At 69.9% G+C, this 12,398-nt stretch carries 12 protein-coding genes; 4 read left to right on the top strand and 8 right to left on the bottom strand.

What is annotated here, in order from left to right:
• Window positions 1-44: 44 nt before the first annotated feature.
• From pstB to Q9S36_RS08680, 7 genes are all read right to left on the bottom strand, one after another.
• Window positions 45-824, bottom strand: a complete 780-nt coding sequence (gene pstB / locus Q9S36_RS08710; RefSeq protein WP_311284767.1) for a phosphate ABC transporter ATP-binding protein PstB — start codon at window positions 822-824, stop codon at window positions 45-47.
• A gap of 31 nt (window positions 825-855) precedes the next feature.
• The gene (pstA, locus tag Q9S36_RS08705) at window positions 856-1,959 is read right to left on the bottom strand and encodes a phosphate ABC transporter permease PstA (RefSeq protein ID WP_311284766.1); all 1,104 of its coding nucleotides are present in this window, start codon (window positions 1,957-1,959) and stop codon (window positions 856-858) included.
• A 1-nt stretch (window position 1,960) separates the two neighbouring features.
• A complete protein-coding gene (gene pstC, locus Q9S36_RS08700) occupies window positions 1,961-2,905 on the bottom strand; it encodes a phosphate ABC transporter permease subunit PstC (protein ID WP_251450757.1) in 945 nt (314 codons plus the stop codon).
• Window positions 2,906-2,979: 74 nt separating this feature from the next.
• Window positions 2,980-4,086, bottom strand: a complete 1,107-nt coding sequence (pstS, locus tag Q9S36_RS08695) for a phosphate ABC transporter substrate-binding protein PstS (RefSeq protein WP_311284765.1) — start codon at window positions 4,084-4,086, stop codon at window positions 2,980-2,982.
• 144 nt (window positions 4,087-4,230) lie between these two features.
• Window positions 4,231-5,169, bottom strand: coding sequence for an NUDIX hydrolase (locus Q9S36_RS08690; protein ID WP_311284764.1), 939 nt, complete (start codon window positions 5,167-5,169; stop codon window positions 4,231-4,233).
• Complete coding sequence (locus Q9S36_RS08685) at window positions 5,166-7,331, bottom strand: RNA degradosome polyphosphate kinase (protein WP_311284763.1); 2,166 nt, start codon at window positions 7,329-7,331, stop codon at window positions 5,166-5,168. Before Q9S36_RS08685 ends, Q9S36_RS08690 begins: the two co-directional genes overlap by 4 nt.
• Before the next feature lie 75 nt (window positions 7,332-7,406).
• On the bottom strand, window positions 7,407-8,105 hold the full coding sequence (locus Q9S36_RS08680) for a response regulator transcription factor (protein ID WP_311284762.1): 699 nt from the start codon (window positions 8,103-8,105) through the stop codon (window positions 7,407-7,409).
• 134 nt (window positions 8,106-8,239) lie between these two features.
• On the opposite strand from Q9S36_RS08680, the gene Q9S36_RS08675 reads away from it, so the two are divergent.
• From Q9S36_RS08675 to Q9S36_RS08660, 4 genes are all read left to right on the top strand, one after another.
• Window positions 8,240-8,530, top strand: coding sequence for a hypothetical protein (locus tag Q9S36_RS08675; RefSeq protein WP_251450747.1), 291 nt, complete (start codon window positions 8,240-8,242; stop codon window positions 8,528-8,530).
• Between the two features lie 133 nt (window positions 8,531-8,663).
• On the top strand, window positions 8,664-9,269 hold the full coding sequence (locus Q9S36_RS08670) for an FABP family protein (RefSeq protein ID WP_311284761.1): 606 nt from the start codon (window positions 8,664-8,666) through the stop codon (window positions 9,267-9,269).
• Window positions 9,269-10,381: a YgfZ/GcvT domain-containing protein gene (locus tag Q9S36_RS08665; protein WP_396653733.1), complete on the top strand. Its 1,113-nt coding sequence runs from the start codon at window positions 9,269-9,271 to the stop codon at window positions 10,379-10,381. The genes Q9S36_RS08670 and Q9S36_RS08665 overlap by 1 nt, the downstream gene beginning before the upstream one ends.
• Window positions 10,382-10,418: 37 nt before the next feature.
• Entirely contained in the window at window positions 10,419-11,525 is a 1,107-nt protein-coding gene (locus Q9S36_RS08660; RefSeq protein WP_311284759.1) for an FUSC family protein, read from the top strand.
• Here Q9S36_RS08660 and Q9S36_RS08655 read toward each other — a convergent pair whose 3' ends face one another.
• The gene (locus Q9S36_RS08655) at window positions 11,526-12,353 is read right to left on the bottom strand and encodes a class I SAM-dependent methyltransferase (RefSeq protein ID WP_311284758.1); all 828 of its coding nucleotides are present in this window, start codon (window positions 12,351-12,353) and stop codon (window positions 11,526-11,528) included. It abuts the gene before it with no gap.
• Window positions 12,354-12,398 lie beyond the last annotated feature (45 nt).

Below are 12,398 nucleotides of genomic sequence, written 5' to 3'. Positions count from 1 at the left end.
ACTGAGCCCACGCGACTGAGCCCACGGGACTGAGCCCGCGTCGACTACCCGAAGCGACCGGAGACGTAGTCCTCGGTGGCCTGCACCGACGGCGTCGTGAAGATCGTCTTGGTGTCGTCGTACTCGATGAGCTTGCCGGGTTTGCCGGTGCCGGCGATGTTGAAGAACGCCGTCTTGTCGGACACGCGCGATGCCTGCTGCATGTTGTGCGTGACGATGACGACGGTGTAGTCCTTCTTCAGCTCGCCGATCAGCTCTTCGATCGCGTAGGTCGAGATGGGGTCGAGCGCCGAGCAGGGCTCGTCCATCAGGATCACCTCGGGCGAGACGGCGATCGCCCGCGCGATGCACAGACGCTGCTGCTGGCCGCCCGAGAGCCCGGAACCGGGCTTGTCGAGACGGTCCTTGACCTCGTTCCAGAGGTTGGCGCCCTTGAGCGACGTCTCAACGAGGTCGTCGGCGTCGGACTTGGAGATCTTCTTGTTGTTGAGCTTCACGCCCGCCAGCACGTTCTCCTTGATCGACATGGTGGGGAACGGGTTCGGGCGCTGGAAGACCATGCCGATCTGGCGACGCACCAGGACGGGGTCGACGTTGCTGGCGTAGAGGTTGTCTCCGTCCAGGAGCACCTCGCCCTCGACGCGCGCGCCCGGGATGACCTCGTGCATGCGGTTGAGGGTGCGCAGGAAGGTGGACTTGCCGCAGCCGGACGGGCCGATGAAGGCCGTCACGCTGCGCGGCTCGATGTCGAGCGAGACGCCCTCCACGGCCAGGAATTCGCCGTAGTAGACGTTCAGGTCGTTGACTTCGATGCTTTTGGACACGTCGTTCCTCTGGGATTTCGGGTGGGACCGCTCAGCGGCCGAGCTTGGGGGAGAAGATCCTCGCCACGAGGCGGGCGACCAGGTTGAGGGTCATGACGATCACGATCAGCGTGAGAGCAGCCGCCCACGCCCGGTCGATGAACGCCTGCGCGGGGATGCCCTGGTTCATGAACTGGGTGTACGCGAACACCGGCAGGGTCATCATGCGGCCCTCGAACAGGTTGTAGTTCATGCTCGTGGTGAAGCCGGCGGTGAGGAGCAGCGGTGCCGTCTCGCCGATGACGCGGGCGATCGAGAGCATGACGCCGGTGGTGATGCCGGCGATGGCCGTCGGCAGCACGACCTTCACGATCGTGAGCCACTTCGGAACGCCCAGCGCGTACGAGGCCTCGCGCAGCTCGTTGGGCACGAGGCGCAGCATCTCCTCGGTGGAGCGCACCACGACCGGGATCATCAGGACGGCGAGCGCCACCGATCCCATGATGCCGATGCGGATGCCGGGGCCGAAGAACAGCACGAAGAGGGCATAGGCGAACAGACCGGCGACGATAGAGGGGATGCCGGTCATAACGTCCACGAGGAACGTGATGCCGCGTGCCAGGCGCTTGCCCTCGCCGTACTCGATGAGGTAGATCGCGGTGAAGATGCCGATCGGGATAGAGATGACGGCGGCTGCGAGCGTGATGAGCAGAGTACCCATGATGGCGTGCAGCGCGCCGCCGCCCTCGCCGACGACGTTGCGCATCGACATCGAGAAGAAGTCCGCCGAGATTCCAGCGACGCCGTTGACGATCACGGTCCAGCCGACCGACACGAGCGGCACCATGGCGACGAGGAAGGCGATCGTCACGACACCCGTCACCAGGCGGTCGACGGCCTTGCGGCGGCCTTCGACGAGCGAAGAGACGAGCGTGACGAGAGCGAGGTAGAGCAGGGCCGTGACGACGGCGAATCCGGCGACGTTGAAGTCGGCGGCACCCGCGATGGCGGGAACGGCGAAGATGATCGCGCTGATGCCGGCGGCGGCGGCGAGGATGGCCCACGGGACCCAGGCCGCGAGGCGGCCGTTGGTGAGGCTGGTGGCTTCGCGCTCGATCGTGCGGGGCGTCTGAGGGGGAGCGATGGTGGCGGTCATGTCAGTTCGCTCCCGAGAATTCCTTGCGGCGGCTGACGACCCAGCGCGCCAGCGCGTTCACCGCGAAGGTGACGACGAAGAGGATGAGGCCCGTGGCGATGAGCACGTTGATGTTGGTGCCGTACGCCTCGGGGAAGGTCAGTGCGATGTTCGCCGGGATCGTGCCGGGGTTCTCGGACGTGAACAAGCGGAACGACACCACGTTGGCGATGGAGAGGACCATGGCCACCGCCATGGTCTCGCCGAGGGCGCGGCCGAGTCCGAGCATCGAGGCCGAGATGATGCCGCTGCGCCCGAACGGGAAGACCGCCATGCGGATCATCTCCCAGCGGGTCGCGCCGAGGGCGAGCGCGGCCTCTTCGTGGAGGACCGGGGTCTGCAGGAAGATCTCGCGGCAGATGGCGGTGATGATCGGGGTCACCATGACGGCCAGCACGATGGCGGCGGTGAAGATGGTGCGTCCGGTGCCCGAGACCGAGCCGCCGAAGAGGGGGAACCACCCGGCGTTCTGATTCAGCCATGCGTAGACGGGCTGGACGGCGGGCGCCAGGACGAGGATGCCCCACAGGCCGAAGACGACCGACGGGACGGCGGCGAGCAGGTCGACGATGTAGCCGAGCGTCTGCGACAGCCGTCGCGGCGCGTAATGGGAGATGAACAGGGCCACCGCGACCGACAGGGGGACCGCCATCAGAAGTGCCAGCAGCGACGCCCACACGGTGCCGAAGGCGAGCGGCCAGACGTACTCCCAGAAGTTGCCCGAGAGCACCGAGGCGGTCTCGCTGGTGGCCAGCAGCCCGGGTACGGACTGCACGATGAGGAAGAGGGCGACGGCCGCGAGGGTGACGAGGATCATCGACCCTGCGAACAGCGCGGTCCCCGAGAACCATCGGTCTCCGGGGCGCGTCTTGGCCTTCGGGGCGGCCGGGGCGGTGGTCGTTGTCATGACGTCCGTTTGTTCGTGGGGGGACAGGGGTGATGCCCGGCCCCGCGGGTCACGCGGAGCCGGGCATCAGGATGTCACTCGGTGACGATCAGGTCCAGCGCGGCCTGCATGTTCTCGCGCTGCGTGTCCGAGATCGGCGCGCTGCCGGCGGCCTCTGCCGCGGCATCCTGGCCCTCGGGGCTGATGACGTACTCGAGGAAGCCCTTCGCCAGCGCGGCCGAGGCGGGGTCGGCGTACTCCTCGCACGCGAGCATGTAGCTCACGAGCACGACGGGGTAGGCGGCCGAGTCCGGCGTGCGGTCCAGCGCGATGGCGAGGTCGCCGTCGGTGCGGCCCTCCTCGCGCGGCGAAGCGTCGACGATCGCCGCAGCGGCCTCGGGGGTGAAGCTGACGAACTCTTCGCCGACCTGAACCGCGACGGTGCCGAAGCGCTCGGCGCGGGATGCGTCGGCGTAGCCGATGGTGCCGTTGCCGCCCTCGACCGCCGCGACGACGCCGGAGGTGCCCTGAGCGGCCTCGCCGGACTCGATCGGCCACACGCCGTCGGCCTCCCACTCCCACGCCTCGGGAGCGGCCTGGTACAGGTAGTCCGTGAAGTTCTCGGTGGTGCCCGAGTCGTCCGCACGGTGGACCGGGGTGATCTCGAGGTCGGGCAGCTCGACGCCCTCGTTCGTGGCCGCGATCGCCTCGTCGTTCCAGTTGGTGATGTCACCGGCGAAGATGCTCGCGATGGTCGCGGCGTCGAGGTTGAGCGTCTCGATGCCCTCGACGTTGAAGATGACGGCGATGGGGGAGATGTAGGACGGGATCTCGATGATGCCGGTGCCCTCGACGCACGCGCCGAAGGGGCCCGCCTCGATCTCCTCGGCCGTGAACGCGCGGTCGGAACCGGCGAACGCGACGGCGCCGGCCTGGAAGGACTCACGGCCCGCGCCGGAGCCGGCGGGGTCGTAGCTGACGGTCACGTCGGGGTTGGCCGTCTGGAATCCGGCCGACCAGGCCTGGACGGCGACTTCCTGCGCGGACGAGCCGGCGCCGACGAGCTCACCCGCGAGGGTGGACTCGGAGCCGCCCTCGGTGGGCTCGGCTCCGGGCGTGGTTTCGTTCGCCGCGCAGGCGGTGAGGGAGAGGGCCGCGACGGCGGCGACAGCGCCCAGCTGGGCGATGCGGGAGATCTTCACTGTGTGAATCCTTCACGTGTCAGGGAAAGGGGCCCGGGAGGGCTTCGGGTGATGGCCCCGGTGCAGGGCACGCACTGACGGTAGGTGGGGACTCTTAAGAGACTGCGCTGGAATGGTGAACGGAAGGTGAACGAGCCCGATCGATCACACCTTCGGGATGTGGGTCTCGATCGCCACGATGCCCGACCCCGGATTGTCCACGGACAGGTGCGCCACCGAGAACGCCCCGGTCTCCAGCGCCGAGGCGCTTCCGAGGTAGGAGCCGCGCAGGGTGCCGGTGGCAAGTGCGAGCTCGCTCAGGATGTCCGGCAGCACCGGACCGTGGCTGCACAGCACGGCGGCCTTTCGGGCGCGGACCCGCTGGCCGATCACGGTGCGCGGATCCGAGCGGCCCTCCTCCCAGGCGTCCTGGCTGATGAGCGGCGATCTGTCGATGGAGCGGGCGAGCGAGGCCGCGAGCGGCTTCACCGTCTTCACGCAGCGGACGGCGGGGCTGGAGATGATCTTGCGCGCGCCGAAGGCCAGCAGGGGGCCGACGACCGCGTTCGCCTGCTTGCGGCCGCGTGAGGTGAGCGGGCGGTCGGTGTCGGCGCCCTCCCAGTTCTCGCGGTCCACAGCCTTCCCGTGCCGCAGCACGATGAGCGGGAAGGTGCCGAGGATGCCTTCGTCGACGAGCTTCAGGAAGTTCTCGAGGATCTCGATGTCGACCGGGTAGCTGAGGCGCTTCAGCGCCCTCTTCGGCGTGGCCCACTCCAGGGCCGCGATCTCCTTGTTCGGAACGAATGCCGAGGCGCGGATGGCGGCTTCGGTGGCCTCTGCCGCCCAGTAGTGCACGATCTTGGTGCGCTTGCTCGGCAGGCGGTACTTCGAGATCCCGACGGGCACGCCCAGCGCGACCCGGATGCCGGTCTCTTCGCGGATCTCACGCACCGCGGTCTCGGCGAGCATCTCACCCGGGTCGACCTTGCCTTTGGGCAGCGTGACGTCGCGGTAGCGCGTGCGATGGATCATCAGCACGTGCAGCTTGGCATCGACCATGCGCCACACGACCCCGCCGGCAGCGTAGACGGCGGTGTCCGTCATCGCACCGCCCGAACCCGCCGACGCCGCTGCACCTGCGACATCGTCCGATCCTGCAGGTCGGTCAGCGGCTTGCCGTCCTCGCCGACGTGGTGGCGCACCCAGTCGCCCTCGGGGCCGAGGTGCCACGAACTCGTCTCGGCGCTCATCGCGACGTCGAACAGGCTGATGAGCTCCCGCTGGTGGGCGGGATCGACCACGCGCACCAGCGCCTCGACGCGGCGGTCGAGGTTGCGGTGCATCATGTCGGCGCTGCCGATGTACACCTGCGGGTCGCCGTCGCCGGCGAAGGCGAAGATGCGCGAGTGCTCGAGATACCGGCCGAGGATGGAGCGCACGGTGATCGTCTCGCTCATCCCGGGCACCCCCGGCTTGAGCGCGCAGATCCCGCGCACCCACACGTCGACCGGGACGCCGGCCTGGCTCGCGCGGTAGAGGGCGTCGATGATCTGCTCGTCCACCATCGAGTTGACCTTGATGCGGATGTGGGCGGGCTTGCCCGCCTGAGCGTTGCGGCGCTCCTTGTCGATGAGGCGCAGCAGACCCTTCCGCAGGTGAAGGGGCGCCACGAGGAGACGCTTGAACTTCTTCTCGATCGCGTAGCCGCTGAGCTCGTTGAACAGTCGGGTGAGGTCGCGGCCGACCTGGTCGTCCACGGTGAACAGGCCGAAGTCCTCGTAGATGCGAGACGTCTTGGGGTTGTAGTTGCCCGTGCCGACGTGGCTGTAGTGCCGCAGGACCCCTTCCTCCTCACGGATGACGAGGGCCAGCTTGCAGTGGGTCTTCAGCCCGACCAGGCCGTAGACGACGTGGACACCCGCCTTCTCGAGCTTGCGCGCCCACACGATGTTCGCGGCTTCGTCGAACCGTGCCTTGACCTCGACCAGGGCGAGCACCTGCTTGCCGGATTCGGCGGCGTCGATGAGCGCCTGCACGATGGGGCTGTCACCCGAGGTGCGGTAGAGGGTCTGCTTGATGGCCAGGACGTGGGGGTCCTTGGCTGCCTGCTCGAGGAAAGCCTGCACGCTCGTCGCGAACGACTCGTACGGGTGGTGCACGAGCACATCGGCCTTGCGGATCGACGCGAAGATGTCGCCCCGCTCGTTGTTGTCGCCCGGCTGGAAGGCCAGCGCGGTCGTGGGCACGTGCGGCTTGTAGTGCAGGTCGGGCCGCTCGATGCGCGAGAGGTCGAAGAGCCCGCGCAGATCCAGCGGGCCGGGCAGGCGGTAGACCTCCTGGGCGGTGATGTCGAGCTCGCTGATGAGCAGGTCGAGGGTGACGTCGTCCATGTCCTCGGTGACCTCGAGCCGGATCGGCGGGCCGAACCGGCGCCGCAGCAGCTCAGCCTCGAGCGCCTGGATGAGGTTCTCCGTCTCGTCCTCCTCGATGACGACGTCCTCGTTGCGGGTGAGGCGGAAGGCGTGGTGGTCGAGGATCTCCATGCCGGGGAAGAGGTCCTCGAGATTGTTGGAGATGAGGTCCTCGAGCGGGAGGTAGCGGACGCCGGATTCGCCGCGGACCACCTCGACGAAGCGCGGCAGCATCGGCGGAACCTTCAGGCGCGCGAACTCCTGCCGGCCGGTGCGGGCGTTGCGGATGCGGATGGCGAGGTTCAGCGACAGCCCCGAGATGTAGGGGAACGGGTGGGCCGGGTCCACCGCGAGCGGCATGAGGACGGGGAACACCTGCGTCTGGAAGTAGTCGTACAGCTTCGAGCGCTCGTTGTCGTCGAGGTCGTCCCAGCGCACGACGACGATCCCGGCATCCGCCATGGCGGGGCGGACGAGGCTCGTCCACGCGGCGGCGTGACGCACCTGCAGTTGGTGGGCGTCCTCGGAGATGTCCGACAGCACCTCCTGGGGCGCCCGGCCGACATTGGTGGGCACGGCGAGGCCGGTCACGATGCGGCGCTTGAGGCCCGCCACGCGCACCATGAAGAACTCGTCCAGGTTGCTCGCGAAGATCGCCAGGAAGTTGGCGCGCTCGAGCGCAGGCTGGGCGGGATCCTCCGCGAGCTCCAGGACGCGCTGGTTGAACGCCAGCCAGCTGAGCTCGCGGTCCAGATAGCGATGGTCGGGCAGCTGGGCGTCGACGGGCTCGTCGAACTCGAAGTCGTCATCGTCCGCATCGCCGAGGCCGGCGTCGAGCACGTCGTGTTCGATCATCCCCACATCATTGCAGGCAGTCGTGACCGGAGTGTGAACGGACCAGCCCTGTGGTGTGGGTGCAGCGATCGCGGCTCAGGCCTGGGAGCGTTCCTTGGAGGACGGAAGCTGATCGTCCTCGTAGACGTTGAAGCGGTACCCGACGTTGCGGACGGTGCCGATCAGTTGCTCGAGGTCGCCGAGTTTGGCGCGAAGGCGACGCACGTGGACGTCGACGGTGCGCGTACCGCCGAAGTAGTCGTAGCCCCAGACCTCGCTCAGCAGCTGCTCGCGCGTGAACACCCGCGAGGGATGCGTGGCGAAGAAGTGCAGGAGCTGGAACTCCTTGTAGGTGAGGTCGAGCGGCTTGCCGTGCACCTTGGCGGAGTACGAGGACTCGTCGATCGTGATGCCCGAGGTCTGGATGCGGGTCGAGACCTGCTCCTTCGACATGCGGCCGATCGCCAGACGCACGCGCGCGTCGACCTCCGCGGGCCCCGCGGTGACGAGGATCACGTCATCGACGCCCCAGTCGGTCGACACGGCCGTCAGCCCACCCTCGGTCACGACGAGGACGAGCGGTGCGTCCAGACCCGTGGTGTTGAGGATCTTGCACAGCGACTTCGCGCCGACGAGGTCCACGCGCGCGTCGACGAAGATGACGTCGGCGCTCGGCGCGTTCACGAGCTGCGCGGGCTCGGCCGGGATCTGACGCACCCGGTGGCTGAGCAGCTCGAGGGCAGGCAGGACAGGGCCGCCTCCCTGTGTGGAGCTCAGAACCAGAAGCTGTGCCAAGACGCCGTCCTCCCGACGCGGTGGGCGCCGTGGACAACAGTGTACGGCGTGTCGCGCAGCCCGCCGGGACACCGCTGTCCGGGGTGGGATCGGCCCCACGTGCGCATCGCCTTGCCGTGCGCGACAATGAGGGGGTGACCTCCGTGGAACTGGGCCCGCGCCGCACGCTCGGCGGTGTCGTGGCGATCTGGGCGCTCGCCGCCGTCATCGGTGTCGTCGTCGGTGTGATCGTCCCGGCATCCGATCGGTCGTCCTGGCTCGCGGTCGGGCTCGGCGGCTGCCTCATCCTCGCCTTCGCCGTGCAGCTGATCCGCGGGCGGTCGCAGGGGTTCACCCAGCGGGTGGCGGCGAGCGTCCTGGGGGCGCTGGTGGTGATGGGCATCATCAGCCTGGGATTCGGCTTGGCCGTCGTCGTGCCCGGCTAGAGTTGAGCCATGGACCTCTTCGCGCTCGAACTGTTCTTCGTGGGCCTGCTCGGCCTCGCCTCGCTCGCGATCGTCTTCGTCTCGGGTGTGGTGATCAAGAACCTCTACCGCGGCCAGCGCTGACGGTCGCGTCGTGTTCGATCTGCCGACAGACCTCCCCGCCGACCTCGCTCCGCTGTCGTGGCTCATCGGCGTGTGGGAGGGCACGGGTGTCATCGAGTACGGCACCCCCGATCATCGATTCTCGGGCGAGTTTGCGCAGCGCGTGAGCTTCAGCCATGACGGCGGCGATCACCTGAACTACACCTCGCATGCCTGGCTGCGTGGAGACGCTGGTGGCGACGACACTCCGCTCGTGGCTGAGACCGGCTACTGGCGGCTGTCGCGACCGGCGACCGACGCCGACGCCGGCCCGGCACTCCTCCCACCCCTCGCGCCCCGCGTCCGCCGCACCGTCGACGACGTCGAGAGCCTTCGCAACGCCGAGGGCGGGTTCGACATCGAGGCGGTGCTGGTGCACTCGGACGGCGTCAGCGAGCTGTATCTCGGCCGGATCCGGGGCCCGCGCATCGACATAGCGACGGATGCCGTGGTGCGCAGTGCCGGCGCGAAGGACTACTCCGCCGCCACACGCATGTACGGTCTGGTCGACGCCCACCTGCTGTGGGCGTGGGACATCGCCGCCCTCGGCGGCGAGCTGGCCTCGCACGCGTCGGCTCGATTGGCGCGGGTGGAATGATGGGCGACTTCGACGCGATCGATCGCGCCGTCGTGGACGACGACGGCGTCCTCACCCATGTCGGCAACCCCCTGGTGGAGCAGCGAGCACTCACGGACGGCTCCGCCGTCGCGCCCCTCGACGACCGGCGCGTGCTGGCGGTGACCGGCGAGGACCGCCTGTCGTGGCTGGACTCCCTCACCTCGCAGGCACTCACCACGCTGGCTCCGGGAAGCGGGTCGGAGCTGCTCGTGCTCGACCCCCACGGACACGTCGAGCATGCGGCATCCATCGTCGACGACGGCGAGACCGCGTGGCTCCTCGTGGATCGCGGCGACGCCGACGCGCTGCTGCAGTGGCTCATGCGGATGCGCTTCCGCCTGCGCGTCCAGCCGCGCGACGCGGGTGACGAGTTCGCGGTCATCGGCGGCACCGCCGCCGCCCTCGCCGTGATCACGCCGATCGCTCCGGCCGGCGTCCCGGTCGTCTGGCGCGACCCGTGGCCCGCCATCGGGGCGGGCGGGCACGCCTACGCGCTCACCGATCCGCACCCCGGCTCTGACCGCGACTGGGCCGAAGCCGTGGTCACGCGCGACGAGCGCGCGCTGCTTCTCGAACGCGCCGCGCGCGGTGAGGCGCAGCTCGCCGGCGCCGTGGCCGTCGACGCCCTGCGCGTGGCCGCGTGGCGTCCCCGCTGGGCTGCCGAGGTCGATGAGCGCACCCTTCCGCACGAACTCGATTGGCTCCGCACCGCCGTGCACCTGAGCAAGGGGTGCTATCGCGGCCAGGAGACCGTCGCGAAGGTCCACAACCTCGGCCACCCGCCGCGGCGGCTGGTGTTCCTGCACCTCGACGGCAGCGACGCCCTCCTTCCTGAGCGGGGAGCGCCCGTGCGGGCCGGCGAGAACGAGGTCGGCGTCGTCACCTCCGCCGCCCGTCACTGGGAGCAGGGTCCCATCGCGCTGGCGATCGTGCGCCGGAGCACCCCGGTCGACGCCGCCCTGACCGTCGCGGTCGAGGACGGCGTCGTCGCGGCGACCCAGGAGGTCATCGTGCCGCCCGACGCCGGCGCCACCGCGGGCGTGCCCCGCATGACGCGCCTGTCACGACGCCCGGCCGCGTCGTCGGGATGACGGCGGTGCCGGGAGCGGCATCCGGAGCGCGCAGATCATGAGCGCCGACGAGTCTCCGGTCACCGCGCCGATACCCACGGGGTGGCGCAGCCGGGTCGACCCGCGGCCGGCGCTGCGGCGGGTGCGGGAGTCGGCGCCGGCCATCCTGCAGATCGTGGTGGCAGCCACCGGCGCCTACGCCTTCGCCCTCTACGTCCTCGGTCACCCCGCTCCGCTGCTGGCGGCGACGGTGACGGTCTCGAGCCTCGGGCTCGTGCGCGATGCGCGGCCGCGGCGCGTGCTCGAGACGGTGGTCGGGATGCTGGTGGGCATCCTCGTCGCCGAGCTGCTCCTGCTGGTCGCCGGCTCAGGCTGGTGGCAGCTCGCGCTGGCGCTCGCGGCGACCCTGATCGTCGCCCGGTTCCTCTCCCATCAGGCCGGATTCGCCATCGCGGCGGCGATCCAGTCGCTCATCGTCATGATCGTGCCGGCCAGCTCGCCGTTCCTGCGCCTGATCGACGGGGTCGTCGGCGGTGTCGCAGCGCTGCTGGTGACCGCCCTGATCCCGCGGAGCGCGCAGCGCGCGGCGGTCCGCGACGGCACGGCGGTGTTCGCCGCCGCCGAAGCCGCCGCGACCGCCGTCATCCAGGGTCTTCATCGTGGGGACCGGCTGCGCGCCGAGCGCGGTCTCGCGAAGGCCCGCGCACTCGAGCCGCTGCTCGAGCAGTGGCGCGGGTCGCTCGACACCGGGATCGCCGTCGCCCGGATCTCGCCGTTCCTGCGACGCCAGCGCCATGAGCTGGAGCGTCAGCTGCGCATGCGGCAGTCGATGGATCTGGCGACACGCAACCTCCGTGTCGTCGCCCGGCGAGCCTCCTACCTGTGCGTCGACGGCGTGGCCCGGCCGGTCGCCGCCGACATCCTCGCCGAGGTCACGCGCGCGATGGGCCTCATCGGACACTCGCTCGGCGACATCTCGTCGGCGACGACGGCTCGGGAGTCGCTCATCTCGGTGGCCGCGCACCTCGATCCCGCTGAGGTGACTCCGGGCGCGTCGATGGGCGATCAGAACCTCATCACGGCGCTCCGCCCCCTCGTGGTGGATCTGCTCACCGCGACCGGCATGTCCGCGGGGGATGCGCGCGCGACGGTGCCGCGGATCTGATCATCCGAGCGGGGCGACCGACTCCCAGCCGATGGTCACCTCGCCGAGCGGCCAGCGCGAGCGGGCACGCAGGGGCCATCCGCCGGCGACGAGCGCCTCCATGGCGGTGCGCCACCGGTGGACGGGCCCGAAGGGCGACACCGCGGCCGCCCGCAGCCATTCCTCATCCAGCGCGGTGAGGAAGGCGTGCACCGGCTCGCCGGGGACGTTGCGGTGGATGAGCGCCTTCGGCAGGCGCTCGGCGGCGATGGACGGACGCTCGAGGCCGGCGAGGCGCAGCGAGACGGTCAACGTCATCGGCTCGCCGCCGCACGACACCGCCGCCCACGTCGCGATGCGCCCGAGTTCGTCGCACGTGCCTTCCACCAGCAGCCCGCCCGGTGCCAGGCGCGACGACATCTCGCGCCACGCGTCGGCGACGGCGTGCTCGTCGTACTGGCGCAGCACGTTCATCGCGCGGACGATCGCAGGATGCCGCCCCCCGGGTGTCGGCACCTCGAAGCCACCGCGTGCGAACGACACGCGCGCGTCCGGGGCGAAGGCCGTCAGGCCGTGGCGGACGTCCTCGAGCTGTGCCCGCGCTCGATCGACCCGTTCCGGGGCGATCTCGAGCCCGAGCACCTCGACGTCGGGACGCGATCGCGCCAGGCGCGCATGCAGCTCGAGTGCCGTGACGCCGCTCGCGCCGTAGCCGAGGTCGACCACGAGCGGATCCGCCGCACGGCGGAGCGCGGGATGCCGCGCGATCCACCGATCGATGCGGCGCAGGCGGTTCGCGCCTGTCGTGCCGCGGGTCACTCGACCGACGGGGGAGCGACCAGCGGGCACCACCCCATGATGCCAGGCGTCACGAGCCGGGCGGGCGCGGCATCC

The sequence above is a fragment of the Microbacterium sp. ARD31 genome, assembly GCF_031844425.1.
Note: the sequence above shows the minus strand (reverse complement) of the source record. Positions and strands in the feature narration are given on the sequence as shown.

Coding starts and splice junctions, on each gene's coding strand:
- pstA (WP_311284766.1), bottom strand. CDS start 1,959: ATGACCGCCACCATCGCTCCCCCTCAGACGCCCCGCACGATCGAGCGC.
- pstC (WP_251450757.1), bottom strand. CDS start 2,905: ATGACAACGACCACCGCCCCGGCCGCCCCGAAGGCCAAGACGCGCCCC.
- Q9S36_RS08690 (WP_311284764.1), bottom strand. CDS start 5,169: ATGACGGACACCGCCGTCTACGCTGCCGGCGGGGTCGTGTGGCGCATG.
- Q9S36_RS08685 (WP_311284763.1), bottom strand. CDS start 7,331: ATGATCGAACACGACGTGCTCGACGCCGGCCTCGGCGATGCGGACGAT.
- Q9S36_RS08665 (WP_396653733.1), top strand. CDS start 9,269: ATGGGCGACTTCGACGCGATCGATCGCGCCGTCGTGGACGACGACGGC.
- Q9S36_RS08660 (WP_311284759.1), top strand. CDS start 10,419: ATGAGCGCCGACGAGTCTCCGGTCACCGCGCCGATACCCACGGGGTGG.